Source organism: Ensifer sp. CCNWLY38 (genome assembly GCF_037120565.1).
GTDB classification, from domain to species: Bacteria; Pseudomonadota; Alphaproteobacteria; order Rhizobiales; family Rhizobiaceae; genus Ensifer; species Ensifer adhaerens_H.
Map to the genome: position 1 here is coordinate 193,478 of NZ_JBBBBO010000001.1, position 15,710 is coordinate 209,187.

27 protein-coding genes and 2 tRNA genes are annotated in these 15,710 nt (G+C 61.9%); 21 read left to right on the forward strand and 8 right to left on the reverse strand.

Annotated features, from left to right (window positions below; all coding sequences use genetic code 11):
* Positions 1-38: 38 nt before the first annotated feature.
* Positions 39-251, reverse strand: coding sequence for a helix-turn-helix domain-containing protein (locus tag V7S54_RS01015; RefSeq protein WP_336408004.1), 213 nt, complete (start codon positions 249-251; stop codon positions 39-41).
* Between the two features lie 66 nt (positions 252-317).
* On the opposite strand from V7S54_RS01015, the gene V7S54_RS01020 reads away from it, so the two are divergent.
* From V7S54_RS01020 to V7S54_RS01030, 3 genes are all read left to right on the forward strand, one after another.
* On the forward strand, positions 318-1,049 hold the full coding sequence (locus V7S54_RS01020; protein WP_336408005.1) for an XRE family transcriptional regulator: 732 nt from the start codon (positions 318-320) through the stop codon (positions 1,047-1,049).
* A gap of 59 nt (positions 1,050-1,108) precedes the next feature.
* Entirely contained in the window at positions 1,109-1,450 is a 342-nt protein-coding gene (locus V7S54_RS01025; RefSeq protein WP_336408006.1) for a hypothetical protein, read from the forward strand.
* Between the two features lie 117 nt (positions 1,451-1,567).
* Entirely contained in the window at positions 1,568-1,789 is a 222-nt protein-coding gene (locus V7S54_RS01030; RefSeq protein ID WP_336408007.1) for a hypothetical protein, read from the forward strand.
* 37 nt (positions 1,790-1,826) lie between these two features.
* Here the strand turns inward: V7S54_RS01030 and V7S54_RS01035 are convergent, their stop codons facing one another.
* Complete coding sequence (locus V7S54_RS01035; protein WP_336408008.1) at positions 1,827-1,997, reverse strand: hypothetical protein; 171 nt, start codon at positions 1,995-1,997, stop codon at positions 1,827-1,829.
* Here V7S54_RS01035 and V7S54_RS01040 point away from each other — a divergent pair.
* The 11 genes from V7S54_RS01040 (at position 1,996) to V7S54_RS01090 (ending at position 7,624) form a co-directional block, all read left to right on the forward strand.
* The gene (locus tag V7S54_RS01040; RefSeq protein ID WP_336408009.1) at positions 1,996-2,346 is read left to right on the forward strand and encodes a hypothetical protein; all 351 of its coding nucleotides are present in this window, start codon (positions 1,996-1,998) and stop codon (positions 2,344-2,346) included. The genes V7S54_RS01035 and V7S54_RS01040 overlap by 2 nt on opposite strands.
* Positions 2,347-2,382: 36 nt before the next feature.
* A complete protein-coding gene (locus V7S54_RS01045) occupies positions 2,383-3,294 on the forward strand; it encodes a DUF2303 family protein (protein WP_336408010.1) in 912 nt (303 codons plus the stop codon).
* A gap of 73 nt (positions 3,295-3,367) precedes the next feature.
* Positions 3,368-3,706, forward strand: a complete 339-nt coding sequence (locus V7S54_RS01050; protein ID WP_336408011.1) for a hypothetical protein — start codon at positions 3,368-3,370, stop codon at positions 3,704-3,706.
* The gene (locus V7S54_RS01055) at positions 3,703-4,611 is read left to right on the forward strand and encodes a hypothetical protein (protein WP_336408012.1); all 909 of its coding nucleotides are present in this window, start codon (positions 3,703-3,705) and stop codon (positions 4,609-4,611) included. Before V7S54_RS01050 ends, V7S54_RS01055 begins: the two co-directional genes overlap by 4 nt.
* Complete coding sequence (locus V7S54_RS01060; RefSeq protein ID WP_336408013.1) at positions 4,604-4,771, forward strand: hypothetical protein; 168 nt, start codon at positions 4,604-4,606, stop codon at positions 4,769-4,771. The genes V7S54_RS01055 and V7S54_RS01060 overlap by 8 nt, the downstream gene beginning before the upstream one ends.
* Positions 4,768-5,103 carry a cell division protein FtsQ/DivIB gene (locus V7S54_RS01065; RefSeq protein WP_336408014.1) on the forward strand — a complete coding sequence of 112 codons (336 nt, stop codon included), beginning with the start codon at positions 4,768-4,770 and terminating at the stop codon, positions 5,101-5,103. The genes V7S54_RS01060 and V7S54_RS01065 overlap by 4 nt, the downstream gene beginning before the upstream one ends.
* Positions 5,103-5,528, forward strand: coding sequence for an ASCH domain-containing protein (locus tag V7S54_RS01070; protein WP_336408015.1), 426 nt, complete (start codon positions 5,103-5,105; stop codon positions 5,526-5,528). Before V7S54_RS01065 ends, V7S54_RS01070 begins: the two co-directional genes overlap by 1 nt.
* On the forward strand, positions 5,525-5,701 hold the full coding sequence (locus tag V7S54_RS01075) for a hypothetical protein (protein WP_336408016.1): 177 nt from the start codon (positions 5,525-5,527) through the stop codon (positions 5,699-5,701). Before V7S54_RS01070 ends, V7S54_RS01075 begins: the two co-directional genes overlap by 4 nt.
* Positions 5,702-5,850: 149 nt before the next feature.
* Positions 5,851-6,312, forward strand: coding sequence for a DUF4326 domain-containing protein (locus V7S54_RS01080; RefSeq protein ID WP_442892532.1), 462 nt, complete (start codon positions 5,851-5,853; stop codon positions 6,310-6,312).
* Positions 6,309-6,704, forward strand: coding sequence for a hypothetical protein (locus V7S54_RS01085; protein ID WP_336408018.1), 396 nt, complete (start codon positions 6,309-6,311; stop codon positions 6,702-6,704). Before V7S54_RS01080 ends, V7S54_RS01085 begins: the two co-directional genes overlap by 4 nt.
* Positions 6,705-6,772: 68 nt before the next feature.
* Positions 6,773-7,624, forward strand: a complete 852-nt coding sequence (locus V7S54_RS01090) for a tyrosine-type recombinase/integrase (RefSeq protein ID WP_336408019.1) — start codon at positions 6,773-6,775, stop codon at positions 7,622-7,624.
* An 86-nt stretch (positions 7,625-7,710) separates the two neighbouring features.
* Here V7S54_RS01090 and V7S54_RS01095 read toward each other — a convergent pair.
* Positions 7,711-7,787: transfer RNA gene (locus V7S54_RS01095), tRNA-Pro, on the reverse strand.
* Positions 7,788-8,104: 317 nt separating this feature from the next.
* On the opposite strand from V7S54_RS01095, the gene V7S54_RS01100 reads away from it, so the two are divergent.
* Positions 8,105-8,542, forward strand: coding sequence for a hypothetical protein (locus V7S54_RS01100; RefSeq protein WP_065372588.1), 438 nt, complete (start codon positions 8,105-8,107; stop codon positions 8,540-8,542).
* 67 nt (positions 8,543-8,609) lie between these two features.
* Here the strand turns inward: V7S54_RS01100 and V7S54_RS01105 are convergent, their stop codons facing one another.
* Both V7S54_RS01105 and V7S54_RS01110 read right to left on the reverse strand, forming a co-directional pair.
* A complete protein-coding gene (locus V7S54_RS01105; protein ID WP_065372589.1) occupies positions 8,610-8,792 on the reverse strand; it encodes a YegP family protein in 183 nt (60 codons plus the stop codon).
* A 129-nt stretch (positions 8,793-8,921) separates the two neighbouring features.
* A tRNA-Gln gene (locus V7S54_RS01110) sits at positions 8,922-8,996 on the reverse strand.
* A gap of 213 nt (positions 8,997-9,209) precedes the next feature.
* Between V7S54_RS01110 and V7S54_RS01115 the strand changes: the two genes are divergently transcribed.
* Genes V7S54_RS01115 through V7S54_RS01130 form a run of 4 tightly spaced genes read left to right on the forward strand, consistent with a single transcriptional unit; the run spans position 9,210 to position 11,546 of the window.
* A complete protein-coding gene (locus V7S54_RS01115) occupies positions 9,210-9,506 on the forward strand; it encodes a cupin domain-containing protein (RefSeq protein ID WP_065372590.1) in 297 nt (98 codons plus the stop codon).
* A gap of 17 nt (positions 9,507-9,523) precedes the next feature.
* The gene (locus V7S54_RS01120; RefSeq protein WP_065372591.1) at positions 9,524-10,447 is read left to right on the forward strand and encodes an MBL fold metallo-hydrolase; all 924 of its coding nucleotides are present in this window, start codon (positions 9,524-9,526) and stop codon (positions 10,445-10,447) included.
* A 2-nt stretch (positions 10,448-10,449) separates the two neighbouring features.
* Entirely contained in the window at positions 10,450-10,902 is a 453-nt protein-coding gene (locus V7S54_RS01125; protein ID WP_065372592.1) for a thiol-disulfide oxidoreductase DCC family protein, read from the forward strand.
* On the forward strand, positions 10,899-11,546 hold the full coding sequence (locus V7S54_RS01130; RefSeq protein WP_065372593.1) for a DUF4166 domain-containing protein: 648 nt from the start codon (positions 10,899-10,901) through the stop codon (positions 11,544-11,546). Before V7S54_RS01125 ends, V7S54_RS01130 begins: the two co-directional genes overlap by 4 nt.
* Before the next feature lie 24 nt (positions 11,547-11,570).
* Here the strand turns inward: V7S54_RS01130 and V7S54_RS01135 are convergent, their stop codons facing one another.
* Entirely contained in the window at positions 11,571-12,479 is a 909-nt protein-coding gene (locus V7S54_RS01135) for a DUF1499 domain-containing protein (RefSeq protein WP_065372594.1), read from the reverse strand.
* Positions 12,480-12,746: 267 nt separating this feature from the next.
* Here V7S54_RS01135 and V7S54_RS01140 point away from each other — a divergent pair, with 267 nt between their 5' ends.
* Together V7S54_RS01140 and V7S54_RS01145 are read left to right on the forward strand one after the other, a co-directional pair.
* On the forward strand, positions 12,747-13,130 hold the full coding sequence (locus V7S54_RS01140; protein WP_065372595.1) for a hypothetical protein: 384 nt from the start codon (positions 12,747-12,749) through the stop codon (positions 13,128-13,130).
* A 275-nt stretch (positions 13,131-13,405) separates the two neighbouring features.
* A complete protein-coding gene (locus V7S54_RS01145) occupies positions 13,406-13,657 on the forward strand; it encodes a hypothetical protein (RefSeq protein ID WP_065372596.1) in 252 nt (83 codons plus the stop codon).
* Positions 13,658-13,752: 95 nt separating this feature from the next.
* On the opposite strand, the gene prfH is transcribed toward V7S54_RS01145, so the two are convergent.
* A complete protein-coding gene (gene prfH / locus V7S54_RS01150; protein WP_336408020.1) occupies positions 13,753-14,364 on the reverse strand; it encodes a peptide chain release factor H in 612 nt (203 codons plus the stop codon).
* The gene (locus V7S54_RS01155) at positions 14,357-15,571 is read right to left on the reverse strand and encodes an RNA ligase RtcB family protein (RefSeq protein ID WP_336408021.1); all 1,215 of its coding nucleotides are present in this window, start codon (positions 15,569-15,571) and stop codon (positions 14,357-14,359) included. Before V7S54_RS01155 ends, prfH begins: the two co-directional genes overlap by 8 nt.
* Positions 15,572-15,710 lie beyond the last annotated feature (139 nt).

The window sequence follows — 15,710 nt, forward strand, 5'->3', positions numbered from 1 at the left end:
GGGAGGGAGGGCGCCCGCGCTTCTCTCGCCTTGCATCCTCATTCTGCCGCCTCCGCATGCTGCGCGCGGTGGTTCGCGATCAGCAGCTCAATAAGCTTGATCACGGGGCCAGATGGCCGTGACTTTCCATTGATCCACTTGGAAACGGTTCCCTGGTCGACACCCAAGGCGTCGGCGAACCTCGGTTGGTTGAGACCGAGAGTTTCCATTGCGTCAGCAATCATATCGGAGGCGGCAAAATCTTTCGTCATGCATTTTAAATGCATTACGCATTCTTTTCTGTCAATGCCTCTCGCATATCTCTTTCGGGTACAAAAATGCTTATGACAGACGAAAAAGATGTTGGTCAGCGATTGAAGCTGGCTCGGAAGTCCGCCGGGTTCAAAACAGCACGCGAGGCTGCAGAGTCTCTCGGCGTCCGCTACCCCACGTACAGTCAGCACGAGAATGGCACGAGAGGGATCGTGCGCGAGGCCGAGCTGTACGCGCGGCGCTTCAAGGTGTCGCTAGACTGGCTCTTGAGAGGAAAAGGCGCAGGCCCTGAAGTTGCAGCCCTCGTCGAAGACGACACCGACGACGAGCCGGTCAGCAGGCCGCGCCCGAACGCGAGCTTTCCGCCACGCTACCAAAAATTCGAAGGCACCCATTCCATTCCCTTGCGAGGGCAGACAGTTGGAGGCCCGAACGGGCGCTTTGTCCTCAACGGCTCGGAAGTCGGGCGCGTTTTCTGCCCGCCAGGTCTGGAGGGCATTGAAGGCGCGTATGCGGTCAGAGTTTACGGGACATCGATGGAACCGCGCTTCAAGGCGGGCGAGACCGTTTGGCTCAATCCACACGAGCCTGTAAGGGCCGGAGACGACGTGGTCGCGCAGATAATCGGCGACGACCAGGATCTGCCTGAAAGCTACATCAAAGAATTTCGCTCAAAGTCGTCCAAGGTCCTTCGCCTCTGGCAACACCACCCGGACGAAGGCGAAGACAACGAACTTGAGTTTGACGCCGAGCGTGTCTTCTCAGTGCACAAGATTGTATTTCACGCGACAGTCTAAGCGACAGCGGTTGCAGCAAACCAACTCGGCCGGATCGTTAGATTTCGGTACGCGGGCGGTTGCTTTGGGCATTCGCTACACCGGATCTTCCTGCACAACTGCATGTAGTTGTGCACGCCCAAGGACGCCGCCTGCCGAAGATTGCTCAGGCGCAGCGTTCGCGAGTGCCCGCAATCGTCACAAGCGACATAGACGCTTTCCAGTTCCACCACGAGGCGCAGCGCATCCGGATGGTCGACTGGGCAACCTTTCGTCATATCCCTCTCCTGTTTGTTCTCATTTCGTTCACGCATAGGAAGCAGGTTCCTGTCGGCGTGTCGAGTCGTTTTTCAAGCCTCCCAAAATTCGTTTCGATCAACCCTTCAAAACAAAATAATGCGTTTTGCATCATTTTAGATTGACGCATAGAAATGCGTTATGCATATTTCCGCTTGCTTCCTCATCGGAGCTGAGCGGGCCTTGCGGCAACAGCACAGCACTCCGGCGAGGGCCTTTAATCCCTTCAACCGGAGACAGACATGCTCAAGAATCGCTTCGACAACGCCACCCCCGACCAGATCACCGAAGCCATGGCGGACGCCATGCGCCGCCACGGCGACGGCTGCACCCGCAACCAGTTGAAGTCTGACGGCTTCTCCAATGATCAGATTGACCGTTACGGCGACCACGCCCGCGAACACGCCACCGCGCTCGCATCGAGCACGATCCGCGCCCGCGTTCCCGCTTCCAGGGCAGCTTAAGCCCATGGCGCCGAAATCACGCCTCGCGGGAAATCGCTCACGCTTCCCCTTGCCCAGCACCGAACTTGAAGCAGCCGCTGCAGAGATCGAGCGCGCTGATCGCCAGAGCGAGTTCCTTGGCGGCGTGATCTTCGGCGTTCTCCTCACTCTCGTTGCCCTTGCCGCCCTCTGGCGCCTCGCGGCCTGACCCGAAAGGAAAACCCCTCATGAAGAAGATCCGCGATTTCGGCCAGATCATCGGTCTGCTCGAAAACGGCCAGCTCAACCCGGCGCTCTCCGGAGAAATCGGCGACACCCTCAACAAGCTCTACGAGCTGTCCGAGGGCAACCAGGGCGCCACCTTCAAGGGTTCCACCACCCTGAAACTGAGCTTCAACGTGAAGGACGGCATGGCGACGATCGCCGCCGACTTCACGTCTGTCACTCCCAAGCGCCCGCGCAAAAACTCCGTCTTTTGGGTCGTCGAGGACGGCTCCCTTTCGACCGAGCACCCGCGCCAGCACGACATGTTCCCGCGGCCGGTCTCCTCCGAAGAGCCGAACCGCCAGAGCCAGTAAGCCCTTCAACCCTCCAACGCCACGAAAGGAAACACGGTGGAACAACTGGACAAAGGCGCGGTCGATGCCGTCGCCAAACTCGCGAAACTCTCCGAGACCAAGGTCGTCTCTATTACCCTGCCGGAAAAGATCAACGGCCTGCCGTCGTCTATCCCGGCTCTCCTGCATGCCGACACGGGCAAGGCCACCGGCCTTTACGACCTACTTGCGCCCTGGCGCACCAAGCCCGAGCGCAAGGTCGGCACGGCCCGCGTTGAAACGCTCGAATCCTTCATCGAGCTGATTGACCGCCACAAGCAGGAAAACAGCGTCATCTTCGCCAAGACGGACTGGAAGTCGCCGGCGCTGACCGCCGTCATCGACTATCACAGTGCCGATGGCCCGGATAACGGCAAGCACCGCATCCACTACGAGTTCCCGCTGTCCGAGGAATGGAAGGCGTGGCTCAAGATCGACAGCCAAGGCATGAACCAGGCTGTGTTTGCCGAGTTCATCGAAGACCATATCGCCGATCTCTCCTCGCCGGATTTGAACGAGGCCGAGGACTTCGAGCGCATGTTCGGCGCCAAGGTTGGCTTCCCGAACGATATCGTCATGCTGTCTCGCGGGCTGCAGGTTAATGCCGAGACGCGCGTGAAGCAGGCGGTGAAGCTCCAGACCGGCGAAACCCAGATCATGTTCGAGGAGGACCACAAGAACGCCAACGGCGAGCCGTTGACCGTTCCGGGCGTCTTCATCCTGCAGATTGCGCCGTTCTTCATGGGCGAAGCCAAGCGCATTCCGGTGCGCCTGCGCTACCGCCTGCGCGATGGCGTACTGACCTGGATCTGCCAGCTCTACCGGCCCGACCGCTACATCACCGAACAGGTTCGCTCTGACCTGGACAAGGCCGCCGAGGAAACCGGCCTGCCGAAGTTCGAGGGCGCACCGGAAATGTCCGCCGGCTAACGGCGCAGCAGGGCGGCTCCGGCCGCCCTCACACCCTTCTCACAATTGAACCTGACCGATTGAGGATAGAACTATGTCCGCAAGCAGCCTGCCCGTGCCCGAACGCACGAAATCCTTTCCGCACAATCTCACCCCGGCCGGCGTCGACAAGATCCGCCGCATGGTGCTTGCCGGCAATTCGACAGCCGAGATCGCCGAGGCCTTCGACACCACCGAACGCCGCGCCGAAGCGTTCCTCGCCGTCCGTCGCCCCCGCTGGCTTCGCTACCGCGACGAAGGCCGCATCGAGTTCATGCCCGACAAGACCGTCTTCTATCGCTGGCGCTCGCGCGGTGATGGCGGCCGCGATCTCCGGCCCTTCTCTGTCGCCGCCATCTCGATGCACCGCGCAGCCCTGGAGAAGCGGGCATGAGCGACGCGATCCAAGCTGATGAGCCTGTGGGCGTACCCAAAGATCATGGGACCATTATCGAAATGCTCAAAAACATCACCCTGCCAGTGGTGGGGACGCTTTTCGTTGCGCGAGGCGGGGCAACGGCACGGGCTTACGCCGGCCTTGGCGATGGGCCTGATGAACACAGCGACCTCGTGCGCGTGTCTGACGTCACCAAGGCGTTAGAGCCGATCCTTTCCGCCCTCGTCTCCCCGCCAGCCGCGCCGGTAGTGGCGGTGCCCGCCAGTATCCGAAACTTCCTCGGCAAGGTGCAGGGCGTGTGCATGGGCGTTGCCATGTCAGGCCGCGCGCACCCGAACCCGGATAGCGTCTTGATGGAGCTCGCGCAGGAAGCTCAAGAGCTGCTGTTTCCCTCCACCCCCACTGAGACCGGAGAGGATGACCGGCAAAAGGCGGATTGGGACGCCTGGCAGCATTTCCTCACAGAACTCGAGACGTGGTGCTGCGAACTGCCCGACCGCACGTCCCCCGACGAGGCGCCGGAAATGATGCTGCTCGATCGCTACGAGCTTCACATGCTGGCAGACAAGGTGCGGGCATTCCTGAAAGCCCCAGCTCCCCGGAACCCGGCGCTGTCATTGGCCCACCGCTTCAAACTGCGGGACAGTGACTTCGGAAGGTACATCGCGCCGGTGATGCCGTTCGGATGCGACATGATCGTGGTTTTCGCCAATCCGGCAGGCCACCTCCCGGTTTGGCTCGGGCTTCCGCACCAGCTTTACATCAAAACGGCCCGCGACTTGCTGGAGAAGCACGGCAGCACCCACCTGACCATCGTGCCGTACCGCAACATGGATAAGTTTGACATTGAGCGGGAAGCACTCGACGCCGCCCCGAAGGCCGAGGCTGCGACCGATGTCTGAGCCGATCACCACCCTCCCCACCTTCCGCGTCTTTTTCCACGACGGAAAGACGTTCGACTTCGAGGCCGGCCATCCGCTGATCGCCGAGAAGAAAGCCCGCGCCGCCCATCCTGGCGGCTTCGTGAAGAAGGTCAAGATCCTGAAGGGAACCGCGAAATGAAAGCAGCTCTGCTCGAAACAGCCGCCGCCTCTCATCTTTGGGAAGCCCTGATCACCGACGAGGGCGAGCCCTTCGCCGCCTTCGTGCGCGGCCATGTCAACCCGTTCACACTCGCGGGAGACGCCGAGGAGGCGATCATCAAAGCCTTCAATGATCTCTCGCCCGATTTCGCCGGCGACGTGAGCGAGATCCTCGAAAACGCGGGTGGCGCAGTCATTTCACAATTTTGGCTGCGCCCCCACGGAGAACCGTCCGATGAGCTGGCGTACTTCGAGCTGGCCACTGCCGACCAGCGTCGCGCCTTCCCGGTTACCGGCGTGAGGTTTCAGTGATGGATAGCTCTATCCCGCAGTTCGCCCTCTCCGTCCGCCAGCCGTGGGCATGGTGCATCCTGCACGCCGGCAAGGACATCGAGAACCGCTCCTGGGGAACCCGCATGCGCGGCCCGATCGCCCTGCACGCCGCGAAGGGCCTGACGCAAGCCGAATTCGCGGATTGCCTGGAGACGATCCAGACCCTCAGCGAAGACGCGCCATTTCCACCGGGCATCACGATGCCCTCGATCGAGGAGCTACAGCGCGGCGGCATCGTCGGCGTCGTCGAGATCGTCGATTCGGTGCAGCAATCCGCCAGCCCGTGGTTCTTCGGAAAGCACGGATTCCGCCTCGCCAATCCCCATCCGGTCGAGTTCGTGCCCGTGAAGGGCGAACTCGGTTTCTTTGACTGGCGCAAGAACCTGGAGGGATCGAAACGATGATTGCCGCCGCCATCGCATATTTTTTTGCGCTGCTGTTCTTCGCCGCCGGCATCCTCGCCATGTTCCAGTTCGGCCGAGGCCAGATTGCGGCCAACGACAAGAATGCGCACATCTGGGCAGCCGTCGCCTGCATCGTGATCGCGTGGTGCGCCGCCTACGTGGGTGGCATCTGATGACCGACCAGAACCGCACCAACCGGCGGCGCCGGGAGAGACTTCAGAAGGCAATCCACCGCGCGGGCTTCTTTCAGGCCCGCGACCGGGCATGCTTGCTCGCGCAAACGCTCGGCGCTGATAAGGCGCTGCTCGAAGCCCTAAAGGAGATGGAACCGATCGACCGCGGTTCACAAGTCGCGGTCACCGTTGAAACAGGCGCCGAACCGGTGCGGCTGCAGCTTTCCAGATCGAAGGGCTTCAACCTTCAGTGCCATAGCGTTGAGGCAAACGGCCTTTCAGCGGTCAACGTCGCGCGCCCTTTCAGATATGGCAATCCGGTCACCCAGCAGGACTTTCTGGAACTGCAAGCGATATGGAAGGAAATGGGCCGCAAACCCATCGAAGGCCCATGGCAGCAGCACGCCGTCCGCTGCTTTGACGCATGGCTCGGAGGCGAGTTCGCGGAGTTGGGAAAGCCGCCGACAGCGGCGGAGATACGCCGCGACCTGAAGGGAAAGAACCTCGCCTGCTGGTGCAAGCCCGGTGCCCCCTGCCACGCCGACGTACTGCTAGAAATCGCCAATGGCCCTGACACCGCAAATGATATCGCAGGGAGGCGTTGCCGATGACGATCAATGGCGACAACACCGACGAGTACGGCGACGATGATCTCGTGCCGCTTGCAAAAGCTGCAAAGCTGTTCTTCCGTGGCGAACTGACGAAGTCCTCGCTCCGAACGGAGCACCGGAAAGGCAATCTGGAGATCCACCAGATCGCCAACAAGGACTTCGTCACGAGAAACGGAGTCAAAAGGATGATTGAAAAATGCCGCAAAAACGCAGACCAGCAAGGCTCTGGCTCAGATCAGACACCGGAACGTGGTTCATCAAGGACGGAAAAAAGCGCATCCCCACAGAGTGCGGCGAGGCTGAGGTTGAAGCAGCTCAAAGAGCGCTTGCCGAGTACATCGACGAGCAGTACCGGCCGGGCCGCAGCAGTCGTGCCGCTGAGGTCACGGTAGGTGACGTTGTCATCATCTACGGCGAGGAGAAGGCGCCATCCACGGCGAGGCCGAAGGAAACGCTCGCGATGCTCGATCGCATCAACGAGTTTTTCGGGGAGATGACACTCACCGAGCTAAGGGGCCAGACGTTCAGAGAATACGTTGACGACCGAGGCTCACCCGGCGGCGCACGTCGTGATCTGGAAGTGCTTCGCGCTGCCATCAACCACTATCACGCCGAAGAAACCCTCGACATGGTGCCGAAGGTGACCCTGCCCGAGAAGGGAGAACCACGCCAAAGCTGGTTGACCCGAAGCCAGATTGCCAAGCTGTTGCTCGCGGCTATGGGCTGGGTTCCGCTTTCGTGCGACATCGAAAGCAGAGAGCCGAATAGATGGTCTCGGATGGGCCGGCGAAACCCCCACCTTGTCCGGCTTATCATGATTGGCCTGTACACGGGCACGCGTCTCTCGGCAGTTCTCAACCTGCAACGGATGCCGAACACTGTGGGCGGCCACGTTGATCTTGAGCGAGGCGTCATCTACCGCAAGGCCCAGGGCGAGCGGACGATGCACAACAAGCGCAAAACACCCGTGAAGGTTCCGCCGCGCCTGCTTCGCTTTTTGCGCTACTGGCACAAAGCCGACACAGACAAGGACGAGATGGGCCGCGAAGTCACGCTTCGCTATGTGGTGCACTATCAGGGGGAAAAGCTGACGAAGCCGCATAAGGCTTTCCGCTCGATCCGGGCTGTTGCCGGCTTTGGCGAGGATGTCACCCCGCACGTTCTGCGCCATACCCGAGCAACCTGGCTTGCCCAGGCGGGCGTCGCCACCGAACAGGCAGCAGCATCACTTGGCATGACGACGGAAGAGTTCGAACGCACCTATGCACACGCCAGCCCTGACTTCCAGGCACAGGCAGCAAACGCGTTCTAAAGCGGTCCGGAGATTGAAACGGTCCGCAATCGGTCCGCGCGCCTAGCGCGAACTGTCGGGAATATCAGCTAAGCAATTGATTTGGCTGGTCGGAGTGGCAAGATTCGAACTTGCGACCCCCACGTCCCGAACGTGGTGCGCTACCAGACTGCGCTACACTCCGTGACCAGCGGCGCCTCTATAGAACAGGCATTTTGATTTCACAAGCGCCTAACTCGAAAAACCTTGCGCCTTTTTCAAAAAACTTGTGACGGTGGAAAACTCATGCGGAGATTGCCGTTTTCCGGGGGCGGCGGCGCCTGAAAGCCCGCCCGATAGGGACTTTGTGCAACGCTTCATATTTTCCTGAAATGCAAGGCGCGGCGTGGATTTCCTTTCGCCTGGTTTGGCGCTAGAGGCACAACGGAAAGCGCGGGAACCCAGGGGATACGGGCTTCCGCGCCATGCCTATTTCAGAACGAGAGCCAAAGGGACAGAAACATGAACTTCCGTATGATGACGGTGGCGGGCGTTGCGCTCGTGCTCGCCGGCTGCACGACGACCGGAACGGGGATCTCCAAGAACGCGGTCGAAGCGCGTTGGCTCGGCCAGCCGGCCGGCGGCTTCTTCGCTCAATACGGTCCGCCGATCTCCGACGTCGAAAGCGGCAGCTCCACCGTCTATAGCTGGAAGGGCGGCTACAAGACCCGCAAGGTTCCGGCGCAGTACGAAACCACCAAGGACGGCAAGCGCGGCAAACGCATTTCGTCGGCCCGCACGGAATATCTGAGCTGCTCGATCCAGCTCACCGTCTCGTCCGACTATGTCATCCGCTCGATCCGCATTGCCGGCGACCGCAAGCGCGCCGATGGCCCGAGCTGGTGCGAAGAGTTCCTGGGCGCGCCGGCGCAGACCAAGCCGGCCGCAACCGCAAGCTAAACGCCAAGAAACAAAAAAGCCCGCCGGTGAAAATCGGCGGGCTTTTTCTATGGAAAGAATGTCGAACTCAGCTGCTGCTGTTGTCCTCGATGGGTGCGTCGGGACCGTTCTTTTTGATCGAGTCGATGGCGTTCTGCGCGCTGGCCTTGGTCTTGTAGCCCTCGGTCGAGAACATCACTTCGCTGTTGTACTTGAAGCGAACCCGGTATTCACCAGCCTTGTCTTTGTAGATTTCGAATTTGTGAGCCATCTTCTCCCTCATACAAGTAGGAATCACCGCAGCTAGCGTGTCAGTTGCAGAGTGACTTGACAAGAGTGCAAGTAGAAGCCCGGCCCAAAGCTGGCTTTGGCCGTTCCGGATCGGACGATTGGAAGAATGTGGCTGGGGCGCCAGGATTCGAACCTGGGAATGCCGGTACCAAAAACCGGTGCCTTACCGCTTGGCGACGCCCCAACGGAACTGACGGAAAAGAAGTCCGCCAAATCGAGCGCCTGATTATCAAAGCTCGCCGCCGGTCACAATCACTAAGTTGGCACTTCGTTGAATTTTCGGCGGATTTGTTGGCGCCTTGTGCAAAAGGCGCCCCGGGCTCCTCGACACGGGCCGCGTATGCGCCCTTCCCTTCGCCGACAGCACCTCCTATTGTCCCGGCAAATGGAGAACCTCATGAGCCAGTTTCGCGCCCGCCCCCCTGCCGTTCCGAGCGTGCTCGTCGATGACGCGGTTGTGCGGATCACCCGCTGGGATTTCGAGCCCGGCGCCGACACCGGCCATCATGTGCACGGGCTTGGTTATGTCGTCGTGCCGATGACAGACTGCCAGTTCCTGCTCGAGGAGGAAGGCGGCAGCCGCCGTGTCGATATCGCCAAGGGGGCGGCCTATCGCCGCGAGGCGGGCATGGCGCACAATGTCGTCAATGCCGGAGCCGAGCCGATGTCGTTCATCGAGATCGAATACAAGTGAAAGCCAGGAAGAGACGCATGCAGGGCCCGGACTTCGATCTCGATTTCAAGCCGGCCCACGGCGAGGCCGTGACAGTTGCGGACGATGTGCAGCGCATCACCGTCAACAATCCCGGCCCCTTCACCTTCCACGGCACCAACAGCTATATCGTCGGGAAGCGTTCCGTTGCGGTGATCGACCCCGGCCCTGATGACGAGGCGCATTTTCAGGCGCTGATGGCGGCCCTTGTTGGCCGTGAAGTCACCCATATCGCCGTCAGCCATACGCATCGCGACCACTCGCCACTTGCGCGCCGGCTGAAGGCGGCGACCGGCGCACTGATCGTGGGCGAAGGCCCGCACCGCTCCGCCCGCCCCTTGCATACGGGCGAGACCAATCCTTTCGCCGAGAGTTCGGACATGGAGTTCGCCCCCGATCTCGGGCTTGCCGATGGCGGGCGGATCGAGGGCGATGGCTGGAGCCTGACAGGGCTGACGACGCCGGGCCATACGGCCAATCACATGGCCTTCGCACTCGACGGCACCGGCATCCTCTTTTCCGCCGATCACGTCATGGCCTGGGCGACAACGATCGTCGCGCCGCCGGATGGGGCCATGGCGGACTACATGGCTTCACTCGAAAAACTGCTCTACCGAGACGAGCATCTCTACCTGCCCGGCCATGGCGGGCCGGTGACCGAGCCCGCCTCCTTCCTTCGGGGCTTGCGCGCCCACCGCAAGATGCGCGAACGCGCCGTGCTCGAACGCATCCGCGCCGGAGACAGCCATATCCCGGATATGGTCAAGGTCATCTATGCCTCGACCGATGTTCGGTTGCATGGGGCGGCAGCACTTTCGGTCCTTGCTCATCTGGAAGACCTGATCGAGCAAGGGCGGGTCGAGACCGATGGGCCGCCCTCGCTCCTTGGCGCCTACCGGCTGGCGCCTGGCGGAGCCGACTGACCATGCGGCGGGAGGCCTATAGCTATCGCAGCGATGCCGCGGTGCCTGCCTTTGCCGACGACAAACCTGTAATCGTCTTCGACGGCGAATGCATTTTCTGTTCCGGCTGGGTGCGCTTCCTGCTTCGCCATGACCGGCGAGCGCAATATCGCTATCTCACGGCGCAGTCGCCGCTGGGCCAGGCGCTCTATCGACACTACGGGCTCGACGCCACCAGCTTCGAAAGCAACATCCTGATCGAGGACGGCGTCGCCCGCTTCAAATCCGACGGATCGATGCGGACGCTTGCGCAGCTGGGCCTGCCATGGTCGCTGGTGAACGTCTGCCGTATCCTGCCCACTGCCCTTCGCGACCCACTCTATGATCTCGTTGCGAAAAACCGGTATCGCATCGCCGGGCGCCGTCAGAGTTGCATGGTGCCGACACCCGAGGAGCGTGGACGCTTCATCGCATGACGACGGAAATCATGGTCCAACAGCAGAGCCTCTACCGGCGGATTCTCGGACGCGATTGGGATCGCGTGCCCGCCTCTATCCGCGCCCTGCATGACAGGTCGGAGGGACACGCAACGTTTCGCGGACGTGCGGTCGTCGAGCGAGGCGGCTCGATCTGGGCTCGTCTTGTCGCCTCTATCGTCGGCTTTCCCAGCGCCGGTGCGGATGTGCCGGTCGAAATCCGCTTCGCATGCGGCAACGGTCGGGAGGTCTGGACCCGGCGCTTCGGCGAAAAGATCCTGCGCAGTTCGCAGCACGAGGTGGAGAGGCGGAACGAACAACTGCTGGCGGAGGATTTCGGACCGTTCCGCATCCTGTGCGCCTTGGAGCCTGCAGAAAATCGCCTGCACCTCTCGGTTCGCGCGTGGTCCTTCCTCGGCCTCCCGCTTCCCTTGCCTCTCGCGCCGGGCGGCCGGACGTTCGAGGAAGATCGCGACGGCCTGTTTCACTTCCATGTCGAAGTCGAAAGCCCCTTGACCGGCTTGATCGTGCGCTATCGCGGCTGGCTGGCACCAGCCGATGAGCCGACATGGTTGCAGCCGCCCGCCCTTGACCGAAAAGCTACCGCTGAATTCGATGGCCGCGGCGCCGTCGTGAACGACTGACGTCTCCTGGCGGTACTCTGCCGATCAATCGCCGGCAATGCCGAGCAGCTCGGCATCGAGCGCCCGCAGGAACTGATCAGCGAAGACGGCACCCATGCCAAGGTCATGCGGGCCATAGCGGGAGGCGACACGCAGGTCGACGAAGGTCGTTTCGGCTTCTTCGCGCAGCCGGATCAACACATCGAAACGGAAGCCGGCAATCAGCGTGCGCCATTCACCCTGGAGCACGACGTCGCTGGCGCGGCGTCCCGCGATCGCCCCTTCGAGCGAGAGTTCCGGCCGCGCCGCCGGCACCGGTACGTTCTCCGGTTCGACGGTCGTCTCCGCCCCGGCATTCGGCCGGACGGTCAGATCCTCGAGATCGGCGCGGGCATTTTCGACGCCAAGCTCCTCGGTGATGCCGACGCGGTTCTGTTCGATGACAGTGCGCACGCCCTGGTAAACGCGGTCGAGTGCGCCATCATAGCGCCGGCCGGTGAGGCCCGGATAGGCAAGGATCTGCGCTTCCCGGTCCTCGGGCGTCACAGCATCCTTGCGTTTCAGCCAGCTCTCTTCGGTCTGCGGTACCTTGAGCCATGGCGGCGGCGTCACCGTGTCGGTGCTGACATCGTAGATCGCCGGGCGGGTCAGATATTGCACGACGCCGAAGCCGATGAAACCGAGCGCCGGCGCGGCATAGACAAGAGCGGCAGCAGACGCGAGGCCGCCGATCGCGGCGACCTGCCAGAGGCGTGCAAGACCGACGACCGCAAGCAATACGCCAAGCAGCGCGAAAATGCCGGACAGGCCGACAAGAGCCAGGAAATGCGGTGTCGTCAGTGGCCCGAAGCGGTGCGCCAGCAGCGAGAGCACAAAAAGCACGAAGGAGACACGGGCGAAGCGACGCGCCCAATGGGCGGCATAGGAATAGGGACGCTCGTACCGGACCATCATGTAGTTGAATCAATCCCCTGCCGCGAAACAGATCGCATTCTTAGACCATGCCCCGTGCCGTGAAAACAGGCAATGCGCCAGTCGGCCGCCGCGCTGCGGGCCACGCCTGAGGCTTCGCCGCAAAATCGCCATTCTCGTTAACCACCTATCAACACATGGGAATGTGCCCGCGCTCCTAAGAATCGGCCGGCGCGCGGAGTTTCAATCGGAGGCAACGGCCGCGCACGGCTTCATGCGAGAGTACGCGGCGATCGACGGAGAACCGACATGGGCGCATCGCAGGCAGCCGTGGCCATTGCCACCCCTACCCCTCTTCCCCCGCGTGACGGCGGAATTCCGATGGGGTTCCTCGAGCTCGAACTCTCCCTCGACGGCTTTTCCGGAAACAAGGACGATTTCCCTGGTTTTGTCCGGACCGTTGCCGACAATGCCGGCGGCGAGTTTCTGTTTGCATTGCCTGCTTCGGAACTGGTCGAAGATTGCCTGAGTATCGCCGTGCTTCGGCTTGGCGAGCAGGACACCGAAACATCGATCCTGTTTGCCTGCCTTGATGAGCAGGGCACGACCATCCGCCTCGAGCATCCGGGTGATGGTACGCGAGACCTCGAGCGCTTCGCCGAGTCCTTCGTCGGCGTGCTCGAACGCATGTGATCGCCGCCTGTCGGCGGCGGTGCAAACTGGCTTCAATCGAAAAACCTACGCGCTGACGTGTCGGTGCTGGCGTGTTGGTCACGTCGGGCCAAGCCTCCGAAAATCAACTTTCAGGACGACATCGGACGCTTTACGGCGCCGCTGCATGTGACCGCGCGCGCGCCCCAGAATTGGCGCGATCCGCTTCGATTTTCGGCGCAACTCCCTATATTAATTGCGATTCGAGAAATGGACCCGAAGGCGGCACGCGCCGGCACTCAGGAGGCACGAACACCATGACGACCCGATTGACGATCCTAGTCGCAGCCGCCCTGCTGCTGACGGCGTGCCAGACGGTGACACCTGAGGAACGGCGCATCGCCGACGGCAACACCTGCGCCTCCTACGGTTTCCGCCGCGGCACCGACGCCTTTGCCACCTGCCTGCAACGCATCGAACTCGACCGACGCGCTGAATCGCGCGCCTTCCGCTATCAGAACGACGTGATGATGTGGGGCTGGGACCGCCCCGTCGTCATCATGCGCTGACGGGGTCGTTCAACCGAAGCAACCGGCAATGTCGCGGCCCGACAATTAGCGCATCAAGGCGACCCGGGCGCACAAGCCCGGATCGCCAAACAAGGCTACAGGCGGAAGGTCTTGACCGCGTTACCCCGCTCCAGCTCCTTGCTGGCCATGAACAAGGCCGTCTTTTCCTGCTGCTCGTTCCCGGCGGCGATGAGATCCAGAATGGCTAGCCTGCGGATTGCAGTTGCCTTGTTACGATGCTGCGATCGCTCCTCTCGGCAGACGACCGTGTGGCCCGTGGGGACATGCGTCGCCCGCACGGCGCTATCGGTGGTGTTTTGATGCTGGCCACCGGGCCCGCCGGCTCGCAAGGTTTCGAAGCGCAAATCCCCAAGCTCGATCGTCGGTACAACGCCCACGCCGGAAAGATCCACTTGCCGGACACCGACAAACCAGTTTTGCCGTTGATGCCCTTTTCTAACCGAGCTCTTGAAAACAAAGCGAATCGTCCCGCAATAGGCTCTCGCCAAATCTTCGGATCGAGCGCCTGCCATCGTGACGATTGCGGATTTTGGACCGAACGCATCCGGTTGCCCGCCAAGGGCCAGGTCAAAGCTGCAGCCGTTGACCTTGGCTTCCTTGCCCAAGATGTCGATCAGCGCGGCAATGGCGATGCGGCATTCCACCGGACCGTTGCCGGAGGTCAGAAAGAGCGTCACCTCACCCATGGCGCATCCTCCTGATCGTCGTCCGCTCCCACTTCGTTTTCGCGCGCACCCGCTCCTGCGGCTGCACGTTCTTGTAGGTGACGAGCGGCTTCATCGCCGCGATCGGCCGAACAAGCCCGAATGCCTCGAGGTCGGCGACAACCTTAGCGGCATCCTTGTAGGCGCCTGCCGCCTCCTCGATCAGCAGGTTGCGATCCTCGCAGATTGCGAGACCACCCCAGGCATTGATGCGCAAGGCATCGCGATCGGAACGATTGCCACCCACGCGGCCGTGCATGGCCTTGCGGTCATATTTCCGCCCCGCACCGTGCGAGATGCCCCAATGCGATCGCTCCGCACCAGCCAGGGCGCGCACCAGAAAGCTTCGCGTCGCGCGCGATCCAGCGACCGGCGCGACGGCATCCTCACCGATTGCGGCCGCGCCCTTATAGTGCAGGAAGCCCGACGCCGTGGCCCGCACCAGGTTGTGCGGGATATCGGCAACCAGCGACAGCTCGGCACGCAACGCCCGCGCTGCCCGCTCCGCCACCATTCGCCGATTAAGCGAAGCCCATCGAACACACTCGCCGCTTCCGGCGAGCCATTCAACGGCGGCGGCCGAACCGATAGCCAGACCGTCCCGCAGGTGTTCCGTGCCGAGCGTGCGTCCGAAAAGATCGGCGCCCAGCGAACGCGAGCCCGAGTGGACCAGAAGATAGAGCTTCTGCCGGTCGGCCACGCTTTCCGCCTCGTACTCGAACACTTCGTCCACGGCCTGCAGCTCACAGAAATGGTTGCCGCCGCCGATGGTGCCGAGGGATTGCGGGCCCATGTCAGGCGAAAGGTCGTGCTCCGCCAGGCGGGTTGCCATGTCGCCGAGATCGATCTGCTCCAGCCTGCGCAGTTGCTCGGCCGCCTTTTCGACCTTGAACTTGCGCAGCGGCAAGGAGAGCTCGAAGAACGACATGCCGCAGCCGATATCGTTGCCGATCAGCTGCGGGTAGAGCCGCTGCGAAAGCGCGACCATACCGACGGGGCCATACTTGCCCGGGTGCAGGTCCGGGAAACCCGCGACCGAGACCATGCCGGGGAGACTGGCAATTTCCGCCAGTTGATGAACTGCCGCGCCTTCAATCCAGCTGCCGGCAGTAAAATAATGCGTGACGGTCGCTCTGCGCGCACCATCGTCGCCTTCGGGGACGATGTCCCCAAAAGAATGATTGCCCATGAAAAATAATCCAGAACAGGGTCAAACAGCCGGCACATTGGCCGGCAGGACGGGCCCTTTCAGCGCATCAACGCTGATCAGCCGCGAAGCCCCAAGGGGCGTGTGGAAACGCACTGCGTCATTTTCCGCTCCCGTTCTG

What these genes read in the sequence shown, in the direction of transcription:
- V7S54_RS01080 (WP_442892532.1), top strand. Translation starts at nt 5,851, where the DNA reads ATGGAACCGATCGACCGCGGTTCACAAGTCGCGGTCACCGTTGAAACA.
- V7S54_RS01155 (WP_336408021.1), bottom strand. Translation starts at nt 15,571, where the DNA reads ATGGGCAATCATTCTTTTGGGGACATCGTCCCCGAAGGCGACGATGGT.
- V7S54_RS01125 (WP_065372592.1), top strand. Translation starts at nt 10,450, where the DNA reads ATGCGGCGGGAGGCCTATAGCTATCGCAGCGATGCCGCGGTGCCTGCC.
- V7S54_RS01135 (WP_065372594.1), bottom strand. Translation starts at nt 12,479, where the DNA reads ATGATGGTCCGGTACGAGCGTCCCTATTCCTATGCCGCCCATTGGGCG.
- V7S54_RS01075 (WP_336408016.1), top strand. Translation starts at nt 5,525, where the DNA reads ATGATTGCCGCCGCCATCGCATATTTTTTTGCGCTGCTGTTCTTCGCC.
- V7S54_RS01115 (WP_065372590.1), top strand. Translation starts at nt 9,210, where the DNA reads ATGAGCCAGTTTCGCGCCCGCCCCCCTGCCGTTCCGAGCGTGCTCGTC.
- V7S54_RS01035 (WP_336408008.1), bottom strand. Translation starts at nt 1,997, where the DNA reads ATGAGGGGTTTTCCTTTCGGGTCAGGCCGCGAGGCGCCAGAGGGCGGC.
- V7S54_RS01090 (WP_336408019.1), top strand. Translation starts at nt 6,773, where the DNA reads ATGCTCGATCGCATCAACGAGTTTTTCGGGGAGATGACACTCACCGAG.
- V7S54_RS01060 (WP_336408013.1), top strand. Translation starts at nt 4,604, where the DNA reads ATGTCTGAGCCGATCACCACCCTCCCCACCTTCCGCGTCTTTTTCCAC.
- V7S54_RS01130 (WP_065372593.1), top strand. Translation starts at nt 10,899, where the DNA reads ATGACGACGGAAATCATGGTCCAACAGCAGAGCCTCTACCGGCGGATT.
- V7S54_RS01020 (WP_336408005.1), top strand. Translation starts at nt 318, where the DNA reads ATGCTTATGACAGACGAAAAAGATGTTGGTCAGCGATTGAAGCTGGCT.
- V7S54_RS01030 (WP_336408007.1), top strand. Translation starts at nt 1,568, where the DNA reads ATGCTCAAGAATCGCTTCGACAACGCCACCCCCGACCAGATCACCGAA.
- V7S54_RS01100 (WP_065372588.1), top strand. Translation starts at nt 8,105, where the DNA reads ATGAACTTCCGTATGATGACGGTGGCGGGCGTTGCGCTCGTGCTCGCC.
- V7S54_RS01105 (WP_065372589.1), bottom strand. Translation starts at nt 8,792, where the DNA reads ATGGCTCACAAATTCGAAATCTACAAAGACAAGGCTGGTGAATACCGG.
- V7S54_RS01120 (WP_065372591.1), top strand. Translation starts at nt 9,524, where the DNA reads ATGCAGGGCCCGGACTTCGATCTCGATTTCAAGCCGGCCCACGGCGAG.
- V7S54_RS01070 (WP_336408015.1), top strand. Translation starts at nt 5,103, where the DNA reads ATGGATAGCTCTATCCCGCAGTTCGCCCTCTCCGTCCGCCAGCCGTGG.
- V7S54_RS01085 (WP_336408018.1), top strand. Translation starts at nt 6,309, where the DNA reads ATGACGATCAATGGCGACAACACCGACGAGTACGGCGACGATGATCTC.
- V7S54_RS01140 (WP_065372595.1), top strand. Translation starts at nt 12,747, where the DNA reads ATGGGCGCATCGCAGGCAGCCGTGGCCATTGCCACCCCTACCCCTCTT.
- V7S54_RS01015 (WP_336408004.1), bottom strand. Translation starts at nt 251, where the DNA reads ATGACGAAAGATTTTGCCGCCTCCGATATGATTGCTGACGCAATGGAA.
- V7S54_RS01040 (WP_336408009.1), top strand. Translation starts at nt 1,996, where the DNA reads ATGAAGAAGATCCGCGATTTCGGCCAGATCATCGGTCTGCTCGAAAAC.
- V7S54_RS01145 (WP_065372596.1), top strand. Translation starts at nt 13,406, where the DNA reads ATGACGACCCGATTGACGATCCTAGTCGCAGCCGCCCTGCTGCTGACG.
- V7S54_RS01065 (WP_336408014.1), top strand. Translation starts at nt 4,768, where the DNA reads ATGAAAGCAGCTCTGCTCGAAACAGCCGCCGCCTCTCATCTTTGGGAA.
- V7S54_RS01055 (WP_336408012.1), top strand. Translation starts at nt 3,703, where the DNA reads ATGAGCGACGCGATCCAAGCTGATGAGCCTGTGGGCGTACCCAAAGAT.
- V7S54_RS01050 (WP_336408011.1), top strand. Translation starts at nt 3,368, where the DNA reads ATGTCCGCAAGCAGCCTGCCCGTGCCCGAACGCACGAAATCCTTTCCG.
- prfH (WP_336408020.1), bottom strand. Translation starts at nt 14,364, where the DNA reads ATGGGTGAGGTGACGCTCTTTCTGACCTCCGGCAACGGTCCGGTGGAA.